Consider the following 24,019-nt stretch of genomic DNA (forward strand, 5'->3'; position numbering starts at 1 on the left):
CCTAACCATGGAACGCGGCTACCGTTTTCACCTGTGAGAATCCGTACAGCGCCTCGAACCCTTTTTCGCGACCATGGCCGGATTTCCCGACACCGCCAAAGGGCAGCTCCACACCTCCGCCAGCGCCGTAATTGTTGATAAACACCTGCCCCGACCGCAACTTCTTCGCCAGCCGCATCTGCCGCGCGCCATCGCGTGTCCAAATGCTGGCAACCAGCCCGTAATCGGTGGAGTTGGCGATCTGCAGGGCCTCTACTTCAGTCTCAAAGGGGATCAGCACTTGGACTGGGCCGAAAATCTCATCCTGTGCCAAAACATGATCAGGGGGTACGTCGGCAAATAGGGTCGGTTGCACATAGGCACCAGTCTCGGGTGCGTGGCCAACAATCGGCCCCTGTCCCACGATATTCAGATCTGCGCCTTTGTCGATAAATCCGGTCACGATGTCCTTCTGACGTGCTGAAATCAGGGGCCCCAGGCGCAAATCTTCGGACGCGGGCCCAACGGTCAACTCGGAATAGGCCGAGGCCATGCGCGATTTGACCTGCTCATACACTCCGCGTTGCACCAGAACGCGGGAGGAGGCCGAACAGGTCTGCCCTGCGTTCTGAACGCCCGCATTCACCAGAAATGGCAGGGCCGCATCCAGATCTGCATCGTCGAACACCAGCTGCGGGGATTTCCCGCCCAGCTCCAGCGTCACTGGCACCACGTTATGCCCAGCGGCCTGTTGCACCAACGCGCCGGTGGCAACGGAGCCGGTGAAAGACACATGCTGAATCCCCGGATGCGCCGACAGCGCCGCCCCGGCCTCGGCCCCCAGCCCCGGAACCACGTTCAAAGCGCCCGCCGGCAACCCGGCCTGCTGCGCCAGATGGGCAAAGGCAAGCGCGGTCAAACAGGCCTCTTCCGCTGGTTTCAGCACACAGGCATTGCCCATCGCCAAAGCCGCCCCGACAGAGCGGCCGATGATCTGCATAGGGTAATTCCACGGCACAATGTGGCCCGTCACACCATGCGGTTCACGCAGGGTATAGACGGTATAGCCATCCAGATAAGGGATCGTTTCGCCCATCACCTTATCCGCCGCGCCTCCGTAAAACTCACAATACCGCGCCAGTGCCACCGCATCGGCGCGCGCCTGTGTCAGGGGTTTGCCGACATCCATCGCCTCCAACGCGGCCAGATCATCGACACGCTCCAGCACCATCTGACCCAACCGGGTCAGAATGCGCCCGCGCTCTAATGCGGATTTGCGGCCCCAGTCCCCATCCAACGCTTTTTGGGCCGCGGCCACGGCTGCGTCGATGTCACCGGCATCTCCGCGCGCGATCCGGCAAAGTTCAGATCCGTCCGAGGGGTTGATCAGCGGCAGATCGGCCTGCGAGGCTGGGCGCTGCCATGCGCCGCCAATCAGGCACAAGCTGGGATCGAACCACAAGGGGTTGGTCATGTCAGGCTCCATTTCGTCTCTAACATTGAAGTTTACGCCACATCCTGACCGATATCCGGCAGGATAGGTGCAGCGGCAATCAGAGTTTGGGTATAAACGTGCTGCGGGTTGGAAAAGACCTGTTCCGTCTCGCCCTGCTCGACAATCTGCCCTGCCTGCATCACCAAAACCCGGTCGGTGATCGTACGCACGACGCTTAGATCATGGCTGATGAACAGATAGGTTAGGTCATAAGCAGCGCAGAGCTCGGCCAGCAGATCCAGAATTTGCGCCCGGACAGAAACATCAAGGGCCGAGACCGCCTCATCAAACAGGATCAGCTCGGGCCGGATGATCAGGGCACGGGCGATGGCAATACGCTGCCTCTGCCCGCCCGAGAATTCGTGAATATACCGACCCGCGTCATCGGGGCTGAGACCTACGGCTGTCAGAATCTCGGCGATCCGATCCTGCCGCTCGAACCCGGTTGGGGGATGTTCGAGCAGGTGAAACGGCTCGGTGATCAGGCGCGTGACCCGGTGTCGGGGGTTGAAGCTGCCATAGGGGTCCTGGAACACAACCTGCATCTTACGCCGGACGGCCAGATTGGGTTTGTGCCCGGTGAATACTGGCTGCCCGTCCAGCAGAATCTGGCCGCTCTGCACCTCTTCCAGCCCCAGGATAGCCCGTGTTAGGGTCGATTTTCCGCACCCGGACTCTCCGACTAGGCCCAAGCGCTCGCCTTTGTTCAGTGTAAAGCTGACCCCAGCCACAGCCCTGTGGTGTCGCGGCGCATCAAACAAGCCCTTTCGGGGCAAACGGTAATCCCGGACCACCTGTGCAACCTCAAGCAAAGGCTGTGTCGGTTTGGGTTCCGGCAGGTTGACCTGATGGCCCGAAGCCCGGAACAGCATGCGTGTATAAGGGTGCTGCATGTTCCGCAGCAAGGGTTCGGTGGCGCCGACCTCGACGACTTCGCCATAGCGCATGACGATGATCCAGTCGGCCATATCGGCCACAACCGCCAGATCATGGGTGATCATTAGCAATCCCATGTCGTATTCGCGCACCAACCCCGTGAGCAGGTCTAGAATCTGCGCCTGCGTAGTGACGTCCAGCGCCGTCGTAGGTTCGTCCGCGATCAGCAACCTTGGGCGCAACGCGATGGCCATGGCGATCACCACGCGCTGACGCTGACCACCGGACAGCTCATGCGGATACCTGGACAGAGGGAACCTTTCGGGCGGAAGGCCGACGCGCGTCAGCACTTCCTCGGCACGGGACCGGGCCTGTGCAGTAGGCATGGCTTTGTGGATCAGGATTGTCTCCATCACCTGATCCCCGATGGTTTTGACCGGGTTGAGCGCGGTCATGGGTTCCTGAAACACCATCCCGACCGAGGCGCCACGCAGGGCGCACATCTCATCCTCGGAACAGTTCAGCAGGTCCAGCCCGTCCAACCGGATCGCGCCCGCGGCATCCGCACCGTTTGGCAGCAGTTGCATCACCGCCAACGCCGTCATGGACTTGCCCGAACCGCTTTCACCGGTGACGGCGACGATCTCACCCGACGCAACAGACAGGCTGACCTGTTTGAGGATGTCCATGCCATGAATCGACAGGTTGAGATTTTCGATTTCCAGCAAGCTCATGCGCGCGCCACCCGTATTCTTGGGTCCAGCCAATCCCGCAAACCGTCGCCCAGCAGGTTCAGCCCCAAAACAGTGACAATGATTGCAAGCCCCGGAATCAGAGCCAAATGCGGGGCAAAACTGACCATCGTCTGCGCATCTGCCAACATCCGGCCCCAACTGGGCGTAGGCGGTTGCGCACCCAACCCGACATAGGACAGGCCCGCCTCGGCAAGAATGCCAAGGCTGAATTGGATGGTGCCCTGTACGATCAGCAAGTTCGCCACATTAGGCATGATATGTTCCGCCGATATCCGCGCCGCGCCCTTGCCCGAGACCCGGGCGGCGAGGATGAACTCTCGCTCCCACAGGGACAGCGCAGCGCCACGGGTGATACGGGCAAAGACCGGAATGTTGAAGATACCGATGGCAATGATGGCGTTGACCGCCCCGGCACCGAAAACGGCAGTGATCAGGATGGCGATGACCAACGACGGGAAAGCAAAAACCAGATCGTTGCCGCGCATGATCACCTCATCCAGCCACGTGCCTTTGCGCGCCGCTGCCGCCAGACCAAGTGGCACGCCCAATGTCATGCCGATCCCCACCGCCACCAAGGCCACAGCGATTGAAGTGCGCGCACCCACCATGATCATTGAGAACATGTCCCGCCCAAAATGATCGGTGCCAAACCAGTGCTGCGCGTTGGGTGGTTGCAGCTTGGCGGGAATATTCAGCGCGGCGTGCGCATAGGGCGTCCAGACAAAGGAAAGTGCGGCCGCCAAGACCACCAGCGAGGAGAGCACTGCACCAAGGATGAGGTTGCGGCTCATGTCCTGCTCCTTAAACGGGGATCAACTGCGGCATAGGCCAGATCGACCAGAAAATTCACCGTGATCACCGCAAAGACCAGCAGCATGACCACCGATTCCACCACGATCAGATCGCGGGCCGAGATCGCCTGAAACACCAGCCGCCCAAGGCCGGGCAGGTAAAACACCTGCTCGATGATGATCGACCCGGCCAATAGAAAGGAAAACTGCAGCCCGATGATGGTCAGCACCGGGATCAGCGCGTTGCGCACCCCATGCCGCCACAGCGCCTGTCGGCGCGACAGGCCCTTGGCCCGTGCGGTGCGCATGAAATCCTCACCCAGAATATCCAGCAGGGCCGACCGCATGACCCTTGCAAGAATCGCCGCCTGTGGCAGAGCCAGCGCTATGGCTGGCAGGGTCAGCGAGTGCAGACCGGTCCAAAACCCGCCGTCCCAGCCTGCGAACCCTCCAGCGTTGAACCAGCGCAGATTGATGGCAAAGACCAGCACCAGTATCATGGCGAACCAGAAATTGGGCACGGCGATGCCGAGCTGTGTGGCCCCCATGACCGCCACATCGCCGGGCCGCCCCCGGCGCGCAGCAGCGTAAATCCCTGCGGGAAAGGCGATCAGGGTTGAAAGGGCCAGTGCATAAAGCGCCAGCGGCAACGACACCCAAAGTCGGTCCGCAATCATCTGAGACACCGGCGTGCGATAGGTGTATGAGGTGCCGAAATCCCCGACCAGCATTCCGCTGACCCAGTTGAAATAGCGCTGCGGTTTGGACACATCCAACCCCAGCTCGGCCCGCAGCGCGGCCAGCGTGTCCGCCTGCGCGTTGACGCCAAGCATGAAGGATGCCGGATCGCCCGGCGCGACCTCGATCACTGCAAAAATGACCACCGAGGCGATAGCCAGGCTGATCACCAGCGAAATCAGACGTTTGAGGGCATAGCGTAGCATTACAAACAGGTTACGGGTGCGAGCCGCGCCTACGCAACAGCTACTTGTAGGACTGCTGCTCTTGCCGGACCAAATCGGTCGCGCAGGTCGAAAGCTTCGCCGCGGGTGCGCTGTCCACCAGCGTTTCCAGATTTGTCTCGGTTCGGGCTAGTGCCGCCCGACGAAGGACCATCAGGCGCGCGCGAGGACTATCCAGAAACTGCTCCTGCGGGATGAGCGTTTCCAGCGGGCTGTCGATGCGGATGACCTCGAAATAGCCGCCAAACAGGGCAAGGAAGGCAAAGGCGCAGTTTGGTGCCTCGGCCCCGCATTGGTCAGAACAGAGCTGCGCGATGGGGCGGGTCGACAGGGATGTCATCAACCAGTTTTCCACCGCCGGGCGCCAGCTATTGTCCACAGACAGATCGCCATATCCCAGCCCCAGGGCCAGCAACCCCGCCATTCCCAGCGCCTGATCGGAATTCATGTCAACTGGATCAGGCTGAATGTGGCGCAGCGCGGCCAGACCGTCGCCACGCGGCTCGGGATTGACCGTCAGATAACTCAGGTAAGGTTTGAGGTCCTGCATCAGCTGCCCATCCGCCAAAAGATCGCCGCGCATTTCTGGATCGCCATAGAGCGCCACAATTCGCGTCGGGTAGTCCGTAGCTTGATGTTCTCCCAACGCATTGAGCTGTGCAATCAGCTTCGGGTCTGGTGTGGGGCGTTTGGCATCCAACAGCGCTTGGGCAAGCTCATTTCCACCTTTCGCCTCAACCAACAGCCAGGATCGGCCAAAGGCCGTCAGGTCTTTTTGACGAAACAGCTTGCGCGAACCCTTTCGGCCCAGCGATTGGCGGAACGGAGATGGTCCAAGATCGGCGGTTTCAATTCGCCCCAACAGCAGACGAGCCTGCGCGTTGCCATCAGCCGCCAGTTCTGCCAGCAGTGGCAGAGCGCGTTCATCATCGCCCTCCAGCCACAGTGTCACCGCCTGTTCAAGCGGCGTATCCCCTTTGGCGACCGGCGCAATCACGGCTAAAACCGCGATCATCAACGCAACGAGGGTTGATCTTCTCATGCGCCGGTCTCCTCTCTGGAACTGGTCTTATTCCGCCCAACTGATGGCGGTCAGGTCGATGGCCGCTGTGGGTGCGTTTTCCCAAAGGCCCTGAACGCCAGCCTTGGCAACGCCAAGCTTGGCCAGCTGGAACAGATACCCGTTGACGTAATCATTTGCGATCAGACGCTGCGCTTCGCCCAACAGGCGGGTACGCTCATCTGGGTCGGTGGTGGCGTTCAACGTCTCCATCAGCGTCTGAAAGTCGATGCTGTCATACTGGAAATAATAGTCGGGTCGCGCATAGATGCCGATATCCATCGGCTCGGTATGGCTGACGATAGTCAAACCAAAATCCTTGCCCTTGAACACCGATTCCAGCCACTGCGCCCATTCGACATTGATGATTTCAGCCTCGATCCCGACCTCGGCCAGTTGCGCGGCGATGATCTCGCCTCCGCGGCGAGCATAAGAAGGCGGCGGCAGGTGCAGAGTGGTCTTGAACCCTTCGGCATAGCCCGCATCGGCCAGCAACTGCGCGGCCTTCTTGGGGTCATACGCCGAATTGCCGGTCAGATCGACATAGGCCGGGTTGTGCGGGGCAAAATGCGTTCCGATGGGCGTGCCATAGCCGAACATCGCGCCGTCAATAATTGCCTGACGGTCGATGGCATGGGCCAGCGCCTGCCGCACCCGGATGTCGTCAAAGGGCGGCTGTTTGTTGTTGGTGGACAGAATCGTCTCACCCTCGGTCGAGCCGACAAGCACCTGAAAGCGCGGATCAGCCTCGAACTGCGGCATGTTCTCAGGCGCCGGGAAAATGTCGAACACATCCACATCCTCGGCCATCATGGCGGCAAAGGCGGCGGTCGGGTCCGAGATGAACTTGAATGTAGCAGACTCTAACGCGGGCTGATCACCCCAATAGTCGGGGTTTCGCGTCAGCGTGATGCTGTCCCCCTGCACCCAGTCCCCAAAGGCAAACGCGCCGGTGCCGACCGGGTTGGTCTTGATCGCCTCTATGCTTTCGGGGGCGACAATCACCGCATCCCCCCAGGCCATATTGAACAGGAAATTCCCGTTTGGCCCTGACAGGGTGACCTTGACGGTCAGCGGATCCACGACCTCAACGCTTTCGATCCCGGCAAACAGGGCCTTTTGTGCATTGGCGCTGTCTTCAGCGCGGGCCCGGTCGAGGCTGAATTTGACGTCCTCGGCATCCATGGTGGTGCCATCGTGGAAGGTCACACCATCGCGCAGCTTAAAGGTATAGACGGTGCCGTCGTCTGAAATCTCCCAGCTTTCCGCCAGCCCGGGCACGACCGATCCGTCGCCCATAAACCGGGTCAGACCTTCGAAGATATTGGTATAGACAACCGAATCGATGGCCTGTGCCGCAGCGCTGGTCGGGTCCAGATGCGGCGGCTCAAGCTGCATTGCGATGGTGATGTCGGATTTGGCCAGGGCTTGGGTGGCTATCAAACTGGCTCCAATCGCCAGCGCCGATGCAAAAGACCGAAACATCTGCTTTGTCATATCGTTGTCTCCCCACTGAAACTGCGTGGTCCTGCATGTCGCGGACCGGTCTGCGGACCAATGTCCCTTTAAACCTTAGGTCAATCAAGGAAATGTTCGCGCAACCGGGCTATCTTTGGCCCGGCCCAATCTGCTATGCCGCACTGCAACATGAACCGCGAGGAGCGAGCATGAGCGCCACCGCCCGCAAAAGAGCCCCGAATGCCGTGGATATTCGCGCCCGAAAAGGTGGCGAGCCACTGGTCAGTCTGACCGCATATACAACTCCGATGGCCCGACTGATGGATGATCATTGCGACTTTGTTCTGGTCGGTGACAGTGTCGGCATGGTGCTACACGGGTTGGAATCCACCCTTGGCGTGACGATGGAGATGATGATCCTGCATGGTCAGGCTGTTGCTCGCGGGCTGGACAAGGCGATGATGGTCATCGACATGCCCTTTGCCAGTTACGAGGAAAGCCCCGCACAGGCGTTCCGCAATGCTGCCCGCCTGATGGCCGAAACCGGTGCCGGTGCCGTCAAGCTTGAGGGCGGTGTCGAAATGGCCGAGACCATCCGCTTTCTGGTCAAGCGCGGCATCCCGGTGATGGCGCATATCGGCCTGACCCCACAGTCGATCAACACGCTGGGTGGATACAAGGTGCAGGGCCGTGATGATCAGGCACAGACGGTACTGGCCGATGCCCATGCCGTGGCTGATGCAGGCGCCTTTTCCCTTGTGTTAGAGAAGGTCCCGCAGGGTCTAGCCAACCAAATCACTGCCGAGGTCGCCATCCCTACTATCGGCATTGGCGCGTCCGCCGAATGTGACGGGCAAATACTTGTGGTGGACGACATGGTCGGCTTTTTCACCGCTTTCAAACCGAAATTCGTCAAACGATATGCCGAGCTGGGGCCACTGGCCGAGGCCGCCATCGCCGAGTACGCCGCCGAAGTGCGCGCACGCGCTTTCCCCGCCGATGAACATGTCTTTGCCGATCAGGCTCCGTCACAGGGCTCAGCTAAATGACCGCTCCGATCCTGCGTCGCCTCTCCGATCTGCACGCCTTGACCGCCAACTGGCGCAAGAAAGGTGAGGCAATCGGCGTCGTCCCAACTATGGGCGCGTTGCATCCGGGGCATCTGTCTCTGGTTGAGGCGGCAAAAAATGGCACCGACAGAGTTATCGTGACAATTTTCGTGAACCCAAAGCAGTTTAACAACCCCGAGGATCTGGCCAATTATCCGCGCACCGAAATCGAAGATGCTCAGAAACTGGCGCCCTATGGCGTTGATGCGATTTATGTGCCGGACCCGGACGAGATCTACCCGCAAGGCTTTGCCACCACCGTATCTGTAACTGGCCTGACAAATGTGATGGAGGGCGAATTCCGCCCCGGTCATTTCGATGGCGTCGCCACTGTGGTCGCCAAACTGTTCCTGCAAACCCAGGCAGACAGAGCCTATTTTGGGGAAAAAGACTATCAACAGCTGCTTGTCGTGCACCGCATGGCGCGTGATCTGGATATCCCGATCGAGGTGATCGGCTGCCCCACGGTGCGTGAACCTTCGGGTCTGGCCATGTCCTCACGCAATCAGCGCCTCTCGCCCGAGGGAATGGAGATTGCAGCGCACAAACACCGCATCATGCTGGATCTTGCCAACGCGCTAAAGAACGGCGCCCCGTTCGACACACTGGCAGCACAGGCCAGTACCGATCTTTTGGCCGCAGGTTTTACACAAGTGGAATATATCCAACTGCGCTGTGCGGAATCTCTGAACCCGCTGACACATGCCGACCGACCCGCCCGCCTGTTTGCAGCGGCCTGGGCGGATGGAGTGCGTCTAATCGACAATATTCCCGTCTGAACACTCTGGTACGCAACCGACTGTTTGCGCTAAAGTCTCGCAAAACCAAATGCGAAGGGGGGCGCAGGCGTGACCTATATTCTTGCCATTGATCAGGGCACCACATCATCACGGGCCATTCTGTTCGACGCGGACATGCAACGGGCAGGCACCGCGCAGCATGAATTCACGCAGCATTTCCCACAAGAAGGCTGGGTCGAACACGATCCCGAGGAAATCTGGGACAGCGTCCTACGTGTCTGCCGCGAGGTGATGCAGAGCGTTGGCGCAACCCCCGATCAGATTGCCAGTATCGGCATCACCAACCAGCGTGAAACAACCGTGGTCTGGGACAAGCAGACCGGCAAGCCGATTTACAATGCTATCGTCTGGCAGGATCGCCGCACCGCCGATATCTGCGCCCGCTACAAGCAGGCCGGTTGCGAGGATGACGTAACCCAGCAGACCGGGCTGTTGCTGGACCCGTATTTTTCGGGCACCAAAGTCAAATGGCTACTGGATAATGTCCCCGGCGCCCGCGACCGCGCCGAGGCAGGCGATCTACTGTTCGGCACCATCGACAGTTTCCTGATCTGGCGCCTGACCGAAGGCTGCAACCATGTGACAGACGCCACCAACGCTGCCCGCACACTGCTGTTCGACATCCACAAAGGCTGTTGGAGCACCGAGATCTGCGATCTGTTGGATGTGCCCATGTCCATGCTGCCCGAGGTACAGGATTGCGCCTCGGATTTCGGAAAAACGACTCTGATTGGGGGAAATATCCCGATTCTGGGTGTTGCGGGCGATCAGCAGGCCGCGACCATCGGGCAGGCCTGTTTCCAGCCCGGCATGATGAAATCGACCTATGGGACGGGGTGTTTTGCGCTGTTGAATACCGGGCCACAGCCGGTCGCCTCGAAGAACCGCCTACTGACGACGATCGCCTATCAGTTGGACGGACAAAGAACCTATGCCCTTGAGGGTTCGATTTTTGTCGCAGGGGCTGCGGTGCAATGGCTGCGCGATGCGTTGCAAATCATCGAAACAGCCCCGGAAAGTGGCGAGCTGGCGCAGCAGGCCGACCCCAACCAGCATGTTGTGCTGGTGCCCGCGTTTACCGGATTGGGCGCGCCTTATTGGAAACCAGATTGTCGGGGCGCGGTCTTTGGCCTGACCCGCAATTCCGGGCGGGCAGAATTTGCCAAGGCAACACTGGAAAGCATCGCCTATCAGACCCGAGACCTGTGGCATGCCATGCAGGGCGATTGGGGCGCAGATACCGATGTCATCTTACGCGTCGACGGCGGTGCCAGCGCATCTGATTGGGCGATGCAAGGCCTGTCGGATTACCTCGGCGCCGAGGTCGACCGACCCGTGATGCAGGAAACCACCGCACTGGGCGCGGCCTGGCTGGCCGGTATGCGCGCGGGCATCTACCCTGATCAACAGGAATTCGCGGAAACCTGGGCGCTGGATCGCCGGTTCGAACCCAAACTCTCCACAGAGGAACGCGACGCCGCCTATGACCGCTGGCAACGCGCTGTTCAGGCGGCCATGGCGTTCTGATCGCAGCCGCATTTGGGCTCTGCTTTGTTCAAAGTTGGGTTCTTATGGGGCCACCTGTGCGAACGGTGAATTTCTACGGCAAGTCAATGCTGCGAGTAAGGCTTTTGGTCAATGTCGGGACCGCGGGACAAAACGGACATCCGACGCACAAGGCCGGATGTCCGCTTAATCCAATCAATCTCAGTTGATATCCTGAACATCCATGACCAGGTTTTCCCAGTTCCGCTGGTTTTCCATGTCGTGCTCTAGGCCCTGCTCGTCTGCGATCGTGAAGCGTTTAACGGCTGATGTTTTGCTCGTTGCCTGGTAGAGCCAATAGGCCTCGGCCTTCAGGGCCTCATCGATAGGCTTGTCGATCGACTCGTAGACCATCTGCTTGCAGGCATTGATGGACTCTGCCGGGAACTTGGAAATCCGCTGCGCCAAGGTGTTTACGTAGTCGTCGATCTCATCAGCATCCAACGCTTTATTGATCGTGCCCATTGCCTCGGCTTCATCGGCGTCAAAGTCTCGGGCACTCAGGATGATTTCCAGCGCGCGGCCCAGACCGGTCTGACGGGCCATGCGGGACGCACCGCCGCCGCAGGGCAGGATACCCATGCCGACTTCCATCTGCATGAACTTGAATTTGCCACGCGCCGCAAAGCGCATGTCCAGTGCCAGGGCCAACTCGTGGCCACCACCGCGTGCGAAGCCTTCCAGCTTCGCGATCGTGGCCTGAGGCACCTTGCTGATGCGTTCGCAGACCGCTTGCAAATCGAGCAGCTGGGCTTCATCGCGGGAGACAGCTTCGGTCGACATGTCCTTGAGCAGCTCGGTGTCGTAGTGGCAGACCCAAACCTCGGGGTTCGCGGATTGGAAGATGACCACCTTGGTATCGCGGTCCCGCTCCAGCCGCATGGCAAGGCTGTTGAGGTCGGCCAGCATTTCCTGGCCTTGCACATTCACTGTTCCAAAATCGAATGCCACCGTTGCGATGGCGTCTTGGACCTTCACGTCAAAGGTTTGAAAATTCTCGTATTTCATCAGTCAGTCCTTTCTTGGGTCCGGACAACGCATGTCGCCGGAGGGTTGCAGTTTCAGGTGGTGTAAAAGACGCCCGACGTCAGACGGGCGTCAGTGGGATCAGCTGAGAGATTTCAAAGCATCTTCGATGCCTTGCATCACCTGCGCCGAATGAGTTGCGTCCAGTGCAGCCGCATGTGGCTGCGCGAACTGGCCGCTGTCATTGTCAAAATACTTGCCCGAAACATCCGCGAACGACGACCCGAGCGCCGCTTCACGCAGGATGTTCGCGCCGATGGACAGATCGTTGCCCGCGATGCCGTAGCCTTCCTTGACCATCTTCGAAGCCAACAACGATCCGGGATTGACGGCGACGACGACGGGTCCGTCGGTCAACTCCTTCGCCAATTCGCGGGTCCAGATCGTGATGCCGAGCTTGCTTTGCGCGTAGGCGTCATTGTGGCCAAGCTGTTTTTCCCCGCGCATAGCAGCCAAATCAATCGGCGCTTGCGCGGCAGAGGATAGATTCACGATCCGCCCGTCTTTCGGAATGATCGGCAGAAGCGCGCGGGTCAGCGCATAGGGCGCCAAGGTGTTGACCATGAACCGCACATCATGGCCGGCCTCGGTCTGGGTCTCCGCGACTTTCAGCACGCCCGCGTTATTGATCAGCACATCAAGGCGGTCGTGTTTCTCGCGCACCTCTGCCGCGAAGGTTTGGATATCGGCCATACGCGACAGGTCAGCGGCATAGGTTTCGACGTCGCCGCCGACCTCGTTGACGGCGGCTTCCAGTTTGGCTGCACCGCGTCCATGAAGCAGAATTTTGTGCCCCTCTTTTGCGAGGGTCTGCGCCGTCAAAAGACCGATGCCGTCTGTTGATCCGGTGATAAGAATTGTCTTGGTCATGATTGTCTCTCTCCGTTTGCTCGTGTTTCGTGGGTCCGATGATGGGATCAGGCAAAACGCACTAGGGTGCGGCTCTCAATGCTTTTGCGGATGGTCATGACGTTTGGGTCTTCGACCATGTCCAACGCGGAGTGCCCAATGGAGGGCCGTCCCTGATTGTCGAAGATGTTGAAGTAGGCGACCTCATCCGGGGTCATCTTCGACATGTAGATCCACTGATGATTCGGGTTTGCCGCCAACCCCATGATCTGTCCTTTGCGGTCGGGATAGATCAGATCAAGCAGGATCCAGTCTTCCGGGGCGACGCTCGACGGCAGGATAAACCCGAGCGGGGCTGAGTTGATCGCCGCCTCGATCGGTCGCCAGATGTTAATGAAGGCGTAGTGCCCCGCGCTCCATTTTGCCGCTGTATCAGCACCAAGAATGTCGATCAGTCGCTGTTCTGCGCCGTCAGGGCTGTAGTCGCTGTGGACGTTTCGCGCGGGCTTGCGCGCGGCGTCAGGGTCATCCACCCGGATCGTGTGATCAAAGATGATCACCTCCTGCGCGTCCAGCTTGGTCGTCAGAAGCGACGTCAGCTCTGCGTCGTACTCCGCTTGCCAGGCATCATCGTCTTGCGCGAACGAGACCGCTGTTGGGACGAAAGAAAACGCGACAGCGTCATCCTCGAATGATGGGTCTGTGGCTGACCTGCGCGCGTCGCGCACTTTCACTTCGGTTGGGGTGAGTTCTGGCGCGATCAGATTGCCAACGATGCCACCGGCATCAAGCTCGAACGCCTGACGCTCCGGTTTGTGGACGTGATAATTCACTGTCGCTGTCTGAGGCATTCCGCTCTCCGCTCTGTCTTGAGCTTTGACCTATACCGCTGCGCAGATATATAAACGGTAGATAATCGAATTCAGTTTTCTGGAAAAATATACAATATGGATACGCAAAGCCTCCGCCTCTTCGTCCTTGCTACTGAAACGCTGAACATCAGCGCGGCGGGCCGAACGCTAGGGATGGCACCGGCGGTAGCCAGCGCGCGGCTCGCAAAGCTTGAAAAACTGCTGGGCGCCGAATTGTTGCATCGATCCACGCGGAAAGTCTCGGTGTCCCTAGAGGGGCAGGACTTCTTGCCGTACGCCCGAGAGATGATCGAACAGGAAGAAGCGGCCCTCGCCGCATTCGGCAAAGGCAAGGCCGAGGTGAGCGGGACATTGCGCTTTGCCGCTCCAAGCACCTTTGCCCAGCTCTATATCGCGCCCCTGTTGCCCGCTTTTATGGATGCCTATCCAGACCTGACGCTCGATTTGCATTTATCAGATACCCAGTTCAACCTGATTGAGGGCAGCTATGATCTGGCCCTCCGCAATTCTATTCTGGAGGACAGCAGTCTGACGGCGCGCAAACTGGCAAACGACACACGTATTCTTTGTGCAGCACCAGACTATCTGGAAACACATGGGGTGCCCGGCACACCGGATGACCTCGCGGCGCACCGTCTGGTCGCCTTCAAGGATCTGGAGCCGCGCGCCTTGGTGTCAGATGACGGAGCCAAAGCAACATTCGACCTCCACAAAGCCTCCCACAGGCTGATCGTGAACGACGGGCTGACACAAGTGCGTGTCACGCTCAAGGGTGCCGGCATTTCGATTAACTCCCTCTGGGCGGTCCACAGCGAGCTGAATGATGGGTCCCTTGTGCAGGTGCTGCCCGGGTACACACTGGCGGACAATCCGGCGCTTTGGCTGATCTACCCCAAAAGCAACGTAGTCTCCGCAAAGGTCCGCGTCTTCATGGACTATCTGATCCAACAGATCGGACGGTCAGCGGCTTGGGCCGGCTCCTAGGCGCCACACCTCTATTATGTAGATAAAACGAATTCTGTTATCAAAAATATGTCCATTTATACGCAATCTAAGGGTAATATCTAATGTCTCGGAAGCAACAGGCTTGACCATCAGAAAGTTGAGACAGGACATGACACAATCTGCATTAGAGCGCGCACGCGCCGTGGAACGCCCCACACGCGAAGCAATGCTGCAACGCGCCCCGCAAGTCGCGCAATTCTGGAATGACAACCAGGAGCTGTTCAAACACGCATGGAAGGAATGGGAGCAGGCCAATCAAACCGCCTTGGATGCATCTGTTCATGACGACCGTCTCCGCGCAGCGGTCGAGGGGGCCTGGAAAGACCCGGCAACCGAAGGCGAAGTGAAAAAACTATGGGAAGAGGTCTTCCCTGGTGTCTACAAAACCCAGTTCTTTGACCCCGAACGGCTGTTCGTTTTGCGCAGCTATCTGGACAGTGTCGCCGATGCAGGCATTCCGCTGCGCCCGCCCTATGGCATTTCCCTCAACCGGGGCGGTGCAATGCTTGACCCGCGCTCGGAAGGGCATCTTGGGACCTCAGCCTTCCAGACGTTCTACCGCGACCTGATGAACACCTATATGCGGCCCATCTCACGGCTCTTGTTCCCGGATGTGATGGGATACGACACGCAGACCTTCGGGTTTTCCATCCAGTGGCAAGCAGATAACGACACGTCGCTCCGGCCTCACTCAGACGCATCATCGGTCACGCTGAATATCAATCTAAATCTACCGGACGAGGCCTTTTCTGGCTCCGCTGTCAGCTTCATTGATCCCGCGTCGCGACGGGTCGAAAAACTGCACTTTGAGCCCGGCACGGCCTTGATCCACCACGGCAGCGTCCCCCATGCGTCTGAACCGATCACCGAAGGTCAACGCTCCAATTTCGTGCTGTGGCTCTACGGTCAAAACGGCCAGATCCCGCATCCTGGTGCGTTCGCGCCCACAATCGATCCGCGCGCGCGCTGGACGGTCCCGACCGATCCATCGGACAGGTTTGCGCCCTTCTGATCCGCGGACCTCGACAGGTTGGTTGGGTGATAGACGTCGCCCAGCCAACATAGCGGAGGCTCGTTGGCCGCTTTTTCAGATAATCTCGAAGCAGCCATTGGTGCAGGTTGCTGCATTCGTTGTTTTGGGCTCAAACCTGACATCTGCCGTATCTGTAGCCCCGGTAGCCTGATTGAGAACGCGAGGATCAAATCCATCCGACAACCGATAGTCGAGCGCCTTTAGCTGTGATCTTTCAGCAAGCGTTGCTTTTGCCGTGACCAGTCGCGCTTGGCCTGGGTTTCGCGCTTGTCGTGGTTTTTCTTACCCTTAGCGATGCCGATCTTAATCTTGGCCAGGCCCTTATGGTTGAAATACAGCACCAGCGGCACAAGGGTCATGCCCTTGCGCTGGGTCGCGTTCCACAGATTTGACAGTTCCTTGCGCGACACCAACAGCTTACGGCGACGGCGTTCCTCGTGCTTGAACACCTTGGCTTGTTCGTAGGGGGCGACATAGCTGTTGACCAGCCACAGCTCTCCGTCATCAACCGTGGCATAGCTTTCGGCGATGTTAGAGCCGCCTGCCCGCAGGGATTTGACCTCGGACCCGTGCAGCATGATGCCGCACTCGATATCCTCTTCGATCGCGTAATCGAAGCGGGCACGCCGGTTTTCGGCGATCACTTTGTAATTCGGGTCTGTCTTCTGCTTGGCCATGACGGGTTGATTTAGGCCCCTTGGGCGGGCCTTGCAAGCAGGTGCATCAGGATTTGGCCGAGATAATCAGATCGGGGCCGAAAATCGTGTCGGCGTGGTTGTGCAGGTAGATCTTCAGCCAGGGTGTAAACCGGTCGGGATGGCGCTGCACTTCGGCCAGCAGATCGTGGTAGTCGATCCAGCGGATATCCATCACTTCCTCGGGGTTCGGCTCGATCTTCAATGGCCCGCGGACATGAGCGAGGAAAACATCCACCACCTCATGCTCGATCAGGGAATTGCCGACATCGGCATGATATTCCAGCCGGTGACGATATTCGGGATACAGCCCAGTGATCCCCAGTTCCTCTTGCAGGCGACGCACTGCACAGACCGAGGGCATCTCACCCCAGTCAGGATGGGTGCAGCAGGTATTCGCCCAAAGACCCGGCGTGTGGTATTTGCCCATCGCCCGGCGCTGCAGCAAAATCTCGGTGCCGCGCACAACAAAGACCGACACCGCTTTGTGCCGCAGACCCTTTTCATGGGCTTCAAGCTTTTCAACGGGGGTCAATTCACCATCAACCCAGGCCGGGATCATGATTCCCATTTGTCGTCTCCTGCTGCCGATCCGCCTGTGCGACCGGGAATTCCGGAATAGCTTTGGCCTGATAGGCTTGGCTGTGGTGCAAAGCGGGCAATGCACCACGCGATTCCAAACTGGCGTCTATTGATCCGGTTATCAACCGCACGAAAGGCCGCAGGGGCTGCGGCCTTTTCTGGTCTTACCGATTGCGTGGTTTCCCAGGTTATTCGCCCGAAACACTGACGATATAGGCGTAAACGTCCTCAGCGCCCTTTTTCAGCTTGAAGGTCATTTTGGACTTGGCCGAGGTCTGATCCAGATAGGATTGCAGGAAGGCTTTGGGGTCCTGGGCATATTCGACAAAGGTTGCCTCGTCCCAGACCAAGCCGTTTTCACCGGCTTCGACAATGCTGTCACCGTATTTAAACCCTTCGACCGTCCCAGCAGTACGGCCTGCAACCCCATAGAGGTTCGGGCCGGTTTTTCCGCCCTTTACGATCACCTCGCCATCGGGATCAGCAATCAGATGGCAGGATTTGCATTTGTTGAAGGCTTTCTTGCCAGCTTCGGTGTCACCTTCAGCATAGACTGGAAGGGCCAGTAGGCCGGCAATTGCGGTCGCGAGGATACGATTCATAACTTTTGCTCCGATACGAATTGGCTGCACAGAAAGGACCTCTGGCGCAGCAGAGAGTCAACGCGCAGATTGCCGCGCGATGGCACTGTGTCACAGCCGGGATCGGGTCGTCCTTAACTTAAGTCATGTACGTCTGCCCAACAGGGCAGAAGATCGCCTGCACTGGGTGACGCCAGATAAATCGCACGGGCGATCGCCCGCGACAGGCAAACCGAGGCTGCATGCGCGATCATAGGCAGCACGCTTGGGTCAACAGCTTGACCGGAGGTGCTGATGCCGAAAACCAGATCACCATCTTGTGAAGTATGCGCAGGCACAATCGCGCGAGCGATGCCATCATGAGCTGTCACCGCCAGGCGGTGGCACTGTGTCTTGGTTAACGCTGCATCAGTTGCGACAATTGCAATGGCCGTGTTGGCCCGGTCCGGGTCAACCTGCCCCATAGCTAGAGCTTTGCGGCTTTGCTGAATCTGTGCTTGACCCGATGAGAGGTCTGGCCCCAGGCCGCCAAATTCGTTGTCGATCTCGAATGGCGCCGCCCAAAAGTGGCGATCCCCAGGTGTCGTGACGCTGCCGACCGGATTGGCTGCCACAAGCGCGCCTACAGTGATGCCGTCGTCCAGAACCAACGATGCAGAACCCAGGCCACCTTTTTGCATAGCCGCCAATGCGCCGGTTCCTGCCCCGACTGAACCGAGCGCAAAACGTTCTGCGGCAGCGTGGTAGGCTGCCTTTCCGAGAGCGCGGTATGGATTCTCGGACCAAGTTTTATCGCCGCCATTGAGTAAATCGAACAGAATTGCTCCCGGCACGATGGGCACAATCGCATTCCCGACAGCAAAGCCGCGCCCGTCGGCCCGCAAACCATCCGTAACCCCTGAGCAGGCGTCCAACCCGAAAGCCGAGCCACCAGACAGCACGATCGCATCGATTTGATCAACGGTTTTGTCCGGTGCCAACAAGTCAGTTTCACGCGTGCCCGGCGCGCCCCCCATTACATGGACAGAAGCAACAAAGGGTTTGTCCGCTGTCAGAACAGTTGTGCCCGATTTCAACGCCTCGTCCTGCGCGTTGCCGACCTTCAGCCCTGGGACATCGGTGATCAGGTTTTTGGATCCGGGAGTCATCGAAACCTCTGACGTTGGGCAGGGAAGCGCGCCTCGGCGCGCTGCCTCTGGCGGAGATATTTTGAGCCAAATGAAGTCCGGATCAAATGCATCGGCCCCCGTCCACTTCGAGCGTGGTGCCCGTAATCATAGTGGCTTCATCCGAGCACAGAAAGCAGGCGGCGTTGGCCATGTCTTCGGGAGTCGAGAAGCGACCCAATGGGATGGTCGACAGGAATTTGGCGCGAATCTCGGGGGTGTCTTCGCCCATGAAGGATTTCAGCAATGGGGTTTCGCCCGCAACGGGGCAGATCGCGTTGACACGCACGCCGGACGGGGCGAGTTCCACCGCCATGGTTTTGGTTGCGGTGATCATCCAACCCTTGGACGCGTTATACCAGTTCAGGTTGGGGCGCGGGGACAGCCCGGCGGTTGAGGCGATGTTCAGGATCGCCCCGGTTCCGCGTGCCTTCATCATCGGCACAAAGGCGCGGGCGGTCAGATAGACGGATTTCATGTTCACGTTGAAGACACGGTCGAAATCCTCTTCGGAGACGTCCTCCAGCGGGGTCGGCAGATGGGTCACTCCGGCATTGTTGACCAGGATGTCGAGCCCGCCAAAGGCGTCGCGGGCGGTGTCCGCCATTTCCTGAACCGATGCCGTGCTGGCCACATCAACCTGCTGCGCGATGGCCTGCGCGCCCAGCGTTTCTGCCATTTCGCGGGCCGCAGCGCCGTTGATATCCGCGATCATCACGCGTGCGCCCTCTGCAATGAACTTCAGCGCGATACCGGCCCCGAACCCGGACGCGCCGCCTGTTACGATTGCGGTTTTTCCCTCCAACCTCATAGCTTTGCCTCCTTGTCGCCTGTCAAGGCAGAGTAGCAAGGCGCAAAGAAGTTACCAGATCAATCTTCGTCGACCCTGCCGCGCAGAGATTTGACATCCGAACGGGCCTTTTTGGCGGCCAATCGACGTTTGACCGAGCCATAGGTGGGCTTGGTGGCGATACGCCGTTTGGGTTTGACCAGCGCGCGGGTGATCAGTTCGGCCAATCGCACCCGCGCAATCTCGCGGTTGCGGGCCTGGCTACGCGTTTCCTCGCACTGGATGATGATCGCGCCCTCTTTGGTCCAGCGCCGCCCAGCCAACCGTTTCAGCCGCGCCTTGACCGGATCAGGCAGTGAGGGCGAGCGCGCCGCTTCGAACCGCAACTCGACTGCGGTCGAAACCTTGTTCACGTTCTGCCCGCCAGGGCCGGAAGAGCGCACAAAGCTTTCGGTCATTTCCCAGTCTTGCAGGGTGATATCGTCATTGATCCGCAACATGGGGCGGACCTTACAAGTGCTGCGCGGAAACAAAAAGGGCCGCCCTAGCAGGACGGCCCTTCGAAAGTTCAGGAGGTTGGGTCGGTTAGATCAATCGACCAGCCGGAGCAAGCGCTCCGCCAAGGGCTGCCCTAACGGGCGATCCCCCCGGTTGTTCCAACACCTCTCTCCAATCTCTTTCTCGACACTGGATCACCTCCTTTTCTATCTGTTGCGGTTAACTAGGATGGTGACACAAGCTGTGCCATTCTCAAAGCGTTTTTTACACGGGCTGCGCGGTCAGGCGCGCAACGATCACCTTGAAGGGGATCAGCGCCACCAGCGCCAGCGACAGTTTAACCAGCCAGTCGGCAAAGGCCAGCGTGACCCACAGGGGTGCCATCGGGCCAGACAGCATGAAGGGAACAGGCTCCCACGCCCAGCTGATCGCAGCGTCTGCATTGGCGCCAAAGATCGCGATCGAGGCGGAAAAGGCGATGGTGAAGAACAGCGCGGTGTCCAGTGCGGACCCAACCAGGGTTGAGACCAGCGGCGCGCGCCACCAGCGCCCCCCGCGCATGGCGTTGAACACGGTGACGTCGGTCAGCTGCGCGATCAAGAACGCGGTTCCCGAGGCCACGGCGATCCGCAGCGGGACAGCGGCATAGGTGAACCCATCCCCCTGCAGCATGATCTGGCTGCCGATCAGCGAGCAGATGATGCCGGTGACGAACCCGGCAAACACGACCTTGCGGGCGGTTGCCGCGCCATAGACGCGGTTCATGATGTCGGTGACCAGAAAGGCCAGCGGATAGGTGAAAGCACCCCAGGTCAACAGCCCGTCAAGGATCAGGAACTGGACCAGAATGTTCGAAGCCACAACGATGGTGGCCATGGCAAGGATGCCGGGAATAAAAGCGCGTTGCATATTTTGATGCCCGTTTTGACAAGGTAGCGGCGACTTGGCCAAGGGACTGTCCCAAGGCAAGCCGTGCGTTTAGACCTTTGTTTCGAGCCTGTCAATCGGGCAGCAGATATTCCACCAGTTCCGTCCGCTGAAGGGCCAGAAAATTGTCATCCGAAATCATCGTAACCCGCAACCTTCCCTGATCGTCACGCCAGACCGACAGGCCTTCGAGGTTGTCATGCGTCCCGCGCGCGGTTTGCAGCAAGATCTCTTCGGATTGCGGAGTGTCACCATTCAGTTCCCAACGCCTGAGCTGCGACCGAAAGCCTGTCAGGGACACCGATCGTTCCAGCACATAGAACCGCCCGTCGGGGCCGAAATCCGCGGCTACTGGCAGGAACTTGCCCCGTTGCGGGAGGACAAAAGGTGTCGACCAGGCCTGACCATCCCAACGATACACCGGTATGTCCCCCGATACGGTGCGGCTCTTTTCGGTCAGGGTGTACAGCCGCCCAACCCCGTCAATGGCCAGCCCCTCGAACGAGCCATTATGGTCCAGACCCGAAAAGGCCTTGGGGCGCGGCAGGACCTGCGCCGGGCCTGTCGGGTTGGGGTAATAGGCCACCCGGTGCACCCCCTCGAATGAGATATAGACCCCACCGTCTGGGGCGATTGCCAAGCCTTCGGAATCGCCAGCAGTGCCCACCAGAACCTTGCCGGTGCTGGACAGGATGGGCCAGTGCCGCTGGATCTCGATGCCAGTAATCTCATCCTCGTTTCGATCAATACGAGCGTCCAACATCGTTGCGCGATCACTCAGCGCGATCATACGGGTCCCACCGTCAAAGATGTGAATGCCCGAATATCCGCCGAACCAATCCGCCTGATGTCGCCAGACAAAATTGTTCAGCAAAGCGGCAGGCTTTACCCCCTCCGCCCAGACCATACCTGTCAGCAGCAGCGCCGCGATCAGTTGGATTGCAAGACGTTTGTGCATTGCTTGGGCAGATCGGCCATCCGGTATTCGCGTCGCTTCTTGGGTGCTGGCGCGTTTGGATCGGGCGGTGGCGGGTTGAGGATGTTGTTCACCCATTGCTGTGCTTCGGCGCAACCATCACCCTTGGGCGGCGGATCCTGGTTCACGCAGCCGCTTGATCCTCTGGGGCAGGCCAACCGCACGTGGAAATGATAGTGATGGCCCCACCACGGCCGGATTTTACGCAGGTAAGCTCGGTTTCCCTTTTCGTCATTGCACATCTGCACCTTGGCACCGGGAAAGACGAATATCCGCGCCACGCGCTTGTCTTTTGCCGCTGCACGCAGCACTGCGTGATGCTGTTTGGTCCAGCTGCCGTTGACGAAGGCACCGTTCGAGCGGCGCAGGGAAATCGAAGAGATATTCTCGCGCGCCTTGCGGGAAAGACGCATGTTGTCACCGGGCAGCATCCAGATATCGATGTCCAGACCCAGCTGGTGGCTGCGGTGGCCCGATGTCATCGGCCCGCCGCGCGGCTGGCTGATATCGCCTATATAGAGACCATTCCATCCTGACTGCTTGGCCGCAAACCGGCTCAGATCCTGGACATAGTCGATCGCCTGCGGATGGCCCCAGTTGCGGTTGCGTGACAGGCGCATAGCCTGCCATGTGGGTCCGGTTTCGGGCAGTTGTACCGCCCCCGCCGCACAGCCGCGCGAATAACTGCCGAAAGCGGCCGGTTTTTGTTGTGAACTTTGCTTTTGGCCTCCGAATAACTGCTTGGCCAGCGGCTCTGAACCTGCGGTACCGGCGAATGTGATTGCGGCAATGACCGCGAAAAAACGTAGTAAAATCATCTGCTCTGATCCCCTTCCGGTTTCACCCAGCGCATTAGGAACAGTCCCAGAATAAACAACAGAACTATGGGTGACACCCCCAGTCGCGCACTACCGGTCAGGGTTGTGGCAATCCCGATCAACAACGGAGCCGCAAATGCGGTGGCGCGGCCGGACAAGCCATACAGGCCAAAGCTCTCGACCGGGGCAACGGGATCGGTGTGGCGCACCATCAGAGAACGGCTGGCCGATTGTAGGATACCCCCCATGCCGCCGATCAGAACACCACAACCAAAGAACACCAGATCCGGCAGGCCCGACCCTTCGGGCAGGGTGATTCCGTAGATCTGGGTCCGGTCCATCATCACGACGGTGATACAGACAAAGATCAGCACCCAGATCGCAACCAGAATGACAGGTTTGGGGCCGTATTTCTTGTCCAGCTTGCCGCCAAGCCAGGCAAAGGCTGCCGCAGCCAGAACGCTGACAATCCCGAATACGCCGATCTTGATCAGATCCCATTCCAGCACCAGCCGCGCATAAACGCCGCCAAAGGTATACAGACCGTTCAGCGCATCGCGATAGAACATGGACGAGCCCAGATAGCTGGCCAGACTGACGCGATTGCGCAGGTTAGAGACTGATTTGACCAGCAGCTGCAGCGCCTCTTTGACGCTGCCTTTCTTTTCGACATCTGGATCGTCGCGCACCCACAGGAAATAGGGGATCATGAACAGAATGAACCACACGGCGGTGAACGGCCCGACAAATCGCGTGCCTTCGCGTGCTGCGGCGTCCAGACCAAAAACAGGGTCCATGCCGATCAGGGTCTTGCCATTACCCTGCTCAACAAACAGGGCCAGCATGATTGCCAGCGAGATAAGCCCGCCGAAATAGCCAAAGGCAAAACCCGAACCCGATATCTCGCCCACCTCACTGTCATCACCCAGATCGGGCAGCTGAGAATTGGCGAAGATCAGCGCGTATTCCGCCCCGACAAAACCCAGGCCAAAGGCCGACAGCATCAGCCACATGTTTGACCCGTCCGGCAACGTGTACCACAGCGCAGCAGAGCCCACCGCGTACATGATCGAAAAGCCGAATATCCACGGAATCCGACGGCCCGAAACATCTGCCATCGCCCCCATCAGCGGGGCACCGAAGGCGATGATCAGCCCCACGATGGTCATGCAGTTCGCCCACACCGTCTGCGCCCGTGCGTCTGCGGCATCGGAACCCAGCCCGGCGTTCAGATAATACTCGGCGGCTACCCCGGCAAAATAGGGCCCAAAAACAAAGGTCACCAACAGCGTGTGATAGGGCTGACTTGCCCAGTCGAAGAACCACCAGCCCCAGATGCGTTTGCGCTTGGAAATCTCTGCCATACCTGCC

24 protein-coding genes are annotated in these 24,019 nt (G+C 59.1%); 5 read left to right on the forward strand and 19 right to left on the reverse strand.

Annotated elements, in window-relative coordinates; all coding sequences use genetic code 11:
• Position 1: 1 nt before the first annotated feature.
• Genes AC2FHX_RS14920 through AC2FHX_RS14945 form a run of 6 tightly spaced genes read right to left on the reverse strand, consistent with a single transcriptional unit; the run spans position 2 to position 7,415 of the window.
• Positions 2–1,453 carry an aldehyde dehydrogenase family protein gene (locus AC2FHX_RS14920; protein ID WP_496702509.1) on the reverse strand — a complete coding sequence of 484 codons (1,452 nt, stop codon included), beginning with the start codon at positions 1,451–1,453 and terminating at the stop codon, positions 2–4.
• Between the two features lie 32 nt (positions 1,454–1,485).
• Positions 1,486–3,084: an ABC transporter ATP-binding protein gene (locus AC2FHX_RS14925; protein WP_496702507.1), complete on the reverse strand. Its 1,599-nt coding sequence runs from the start codon at positions 3,082–3,084 to the stop codon at positions 1,486–1,488.
• On the reverse strand, positions 3,081–3,896 hold the full coding sequence (locus AC2FHX_RS14930) for an ABC transporter permease (protein ID WP_142638610.1): 816 nt from the start codon (positions 3,894–3,896) through the stop codon (positions 3,081–3,083). The genes AC2FHX_RS14925 and AC2FHX_RS14930 overlap by 4 nt, the downstream gene beginning before the upstream one ends.
• Entirely contained in the window at positions 3,893–4,840 is a 948-nt protein-coding gene (locus AC2FHX_RS14935; RefSeq protein WP_496702505.1) for an ABC transporter permease, read from the reverse strand. The genes AC2FHX_RS14930 and AC2FHX_RS14935 overlap by 4 nt, the downstream gene beginning before the upstream one ends.
• A gap of 40 nt (positions 4,841–4,880) precedes the next feature.
• The gene (locus tag AC2FHX_RS14940; protein WP_496702503.1) at positions 4,881–5,900 is read right to left on the reverse strand and encodes a hypothetical protein; all 1,020 of its coding nucleotides are present in this window, start codon (positions 5,898–5,900) and stop codon (positions 4,881–4,883) included.
• 27 nt (positions 5,901–5,927) lie between these two features.
• Positions 5,928–7,415, reverse strand: a complete 1,488-nt coding sequence (locus AC2FHX_RS14945) for an ABC transporter substrate-binding protein (RefSeq protein ID WP_142638604.1) — start codon at positions 7,413–7,415, stop codon at positions 5,928–5,930.
• Positions 7,416–7,585: 170 nt separating this feature from the next.
• On the opposite strand from AC2FHX_RS14945, the gene panB reads away from it, so the two are divergent.
• From panB to glpK, 3 genes are all read left to right on the forward strand, one after another.
• Positions 7,586–8,425, forward strand: a complete 840-nt coding sequence (panB, locus tag AC2FHX_RS14950; protein ID WP_496702501.1) for a 3-methyl-2-oxobutanoate hydroxymethyltransferase — start codon at positions 7,586–7,588, stop codon at positions 8,423–8,425.
• Complete coding sequence (gene panC / locus AC2FHX_RS14955) at positions 8,422–9,264, forward strand: pantoate--beta-alanine ligase (protein WP_496702499.1); 843 nt, start codon at positions 8,422–8,424, stop codon at positions 9,262–9,264. The genes panB and panC overlap by 4 nt, the downstream gene beginning before the upstream one ends.
• Before the next feature lie 69 nt (positions 9,265–9,333).
• A complete protein-coding gene (gene glpK / locus AC2FHX_RS14960; RefSeq protein WP_496702497.1) occupies positions 9,334–10,812 on the forward strand; it encodes a glycerol kinase GlpK in 1,479 nt (492 codons plus the stop codon).
• Between the two features lie 180 nt (positions 10,813–10,992).
• On the opposite strand, the gene AC2FHX_RS14965 is transcribed toward glpK, so the two are convergent.
• The 3 genes from AC2FHX_RS14965 to AC2FHX_RS14975 all read right to left on the reverse strand — a co-directional run bounded on the left by AC2FHX_RS14965 (position 10,993) and on the right by AC2FHX_RS14975 (position 13,556).
• Positions 10,993–11,838: an enoyl-CoA hydratase/isomerase family protein gene (locus AC2FHX_RS14965; RefSeq protein ID WP_142640334.1), complete on the reverse strand. Its 846-nt coding sequence runs from the start codon at positions 11,836–11,838 to the stop codon at positions 10,993–10,995.
• 99 nt (positions 11,839–11,937) lie between these two features.
• The gene (locus AC2FHX_RS14970; RefSeq protein WP_142640333.1) at positions 11,938–12,726 is read right to left on the reverse strand and encodes an SDR family NAD(P)-dependent oxidoreductase; all 789 of its coding nucleotides are present in this window, start codon (positions 12,724–12,726) and stop codon (positions 11,938–11,940) included.
• A 47-nt stretch (positions 12,727–12,773) separates the two neighbouring features.
• The gene (locus AC2FHX_RS14975) at positions 12,774–13,556 is read right to left on the reverse strand and encodes a CmcJ/NvfI family oxidoreductase (RefSeq protein ID WP_496702495.1); all 783 of its coding nucleotides are present in this window, start codon (positions 13,554–13,556) and stop codon (positions 12,774–12,776) included.
• A 96-nt stretch (positions 13,557–13,652) separates the two neighbouring features.
• Between AC2FHX_RS14975 and AC2FHX_RS14980 the strand changes: the two genes are divergently transcribed.
• Both AC2FHX_RS14980 and AC2FHX_RS14985 read left to right on the forward strand, forming a co-directional pair.
• The gene (locus AC2FHX_RS14980) at positions 13,653–14,561 is read left to right on the forward strand and encodes a LysR family transcriptional regulator (protein ID WP_271951652.1); all 909 of its coding nucleotides are present in this window, start codon (positions 13,653–13,655) and stop codon (positions 14,559–14,561) included.
• 130 nt (positions 14,562–14,691) lie between these two features.
• Positions 14,692–15,594, forward strand: coding sequence for a 2OG-Fe(II) oxygenase family protein (locus tag AC2FHX_RS14985; protein WP_281996103.1), 903 nt, complete (start codon positions 14,692–14,694; stop codon positions 15,592–15,594).
• 221 nt (positions 15,595–15,815) lie between these two features.
• Here the strand turns inward: AC2FHX_RS14985 and smpB are convergent, their stop codons facing one another.
• The 10 genes from smpB to AC2FHX_RS15035 all read right to left on the reverse strand — a co-directional run bounded on the left by smpB (position 15,816) and on the right by AC2FHX_RS15035 (position 24,012).
• Positions 15,816–16,292, reverse strand: a complete 477-nt coding sequence (gene smpB / locus AC2FHX_RS14990) for an SsrA-binding protein SmpB (protein ID WP_142638585.1) — start codon at positions 16,290–16,292, stop codon at positions 15,816–15,818.
• Between the two features lie 46 nt (positions 16,293–16,338).
• Positions 16,339–16,881 carry an isopentenyl-diphosphate Delta-isomerase gene (gene idi / locus AC2FHX_RS14995; RefSeq protein WP_271951847.1) on the reverse strand — a complete coding sequence of 181 codons (543 nt, stop codon included), beginning with the start codon at positions 16,879–16,881 and terminating at the stop codon, positions 16,339–16,341.
• A 199-nt stretch (positions 16,882–17,080) separates the two neighbouring features.
• Entirely contained in the window at positions 17,081–17,494 is a 414-nt protein-coding gene (locus tag AC2FHX_RS15000; RefSeq protein WP_142638581.1) for a c-type cytochrome, read from the reverse strand.
• A gap of 113 nt (positions 17,495–17,607) precedes the next feature.
• The gene (locus tag AC2FHX_RS15005) at positions 17,608–18,621 is read right to left on the reverse strand and encodes a P1 family peptidase (RefSeq protein WP_496692793.1); all 1,014 of its coding nucleotides are present in this window, start codon (positions 18,619–18,621) and stop codon (positions 17,608–17,610) included.
• Between the two features lie 82 nt (positions 18,622–18,703).
• Positions 18,704–19,450: an SDR family oxidoreductase gene (locus AC2FHX_RS15010; protein ID WP_496702491.1), complete on the reverse strand. Its 747-nt coding sequence runs from the start codon at positions 19,448–19,450 to the stop codon at positions 18,704–18,706.
• A 59-nt stretch (positions 19,451–19,509) separates the two neighbouring features.
• Positions 19,510–19,929, reverse strand: coding sequence for an alternative ribosome rescue aminoacyl-tRNA hydrolase ArfB (gene arfB / locus AC2FHX_RS15015; RefSeq protein WP_142638575.1), 420 nt, complete (start codon positions 19,927–19,929; stop codon positions 19,510–19,512).
• Positions 19,930–20,191: 262 nt separating this feature from the next.
• Positions 20,192–20,836 carry a queuosine precursor transporter gene (locus AC2FHX_RS15020; RefSeq protein WP_496702489.1) on the reverse strand — a complete coding sequence of 215 codons (645 nt, stop codon included), beginning with the start codon at positions 20,834–20,836 and terminating at the stop codon, positions 20,192–20,194.
• A 91-nt stretch (positions 20,837–20,927) separates the two neighbouring features.
• Positions 20,928–21,812, reverse strand: coding sequence for an esterase-like activity of phytase family protein (locus AC2FHX_RS15025; RefSeq protein WP_496702487.1), 885 nt, complete (start codon positions 21,810–21,812; stop codon positions 20,928–20,930).
• The gene (gene mepA / locus AC2FHX_RS15030; protein WP_496702485.1) at positions 21,785–22,648 is read right to left on the reverse strand and encodes a penicillin-insensitive murein endopeptidase; all 864 of its coding nucleotides are present in this window, start codon (positions 22,646–22,648) and stop codon (positions 21,785–21,787) included. Before mepA ends, AC2FHX_RS15025 begins: the two co-directional genes overlap by 28 nt.
• Positions 22,645–24,012, reverse strand: coding sequence for an MFS transporter (locus AC2FHX_RS15035; protein ID WP_496702608.1), 1,368 nt, complete (start codon positions 24,010–24,012; stop codon positions 22,645–22,647). Before AC2FHX_RS15035 ends, mepA begins: the two co-directional genes overlap by 4 nt.
• Positions 24,013–24,019: the final 7 nt, after the last annotated feature.

This window comes from Ruegeria sp. CDSC042, assembly GCF_059610745.1.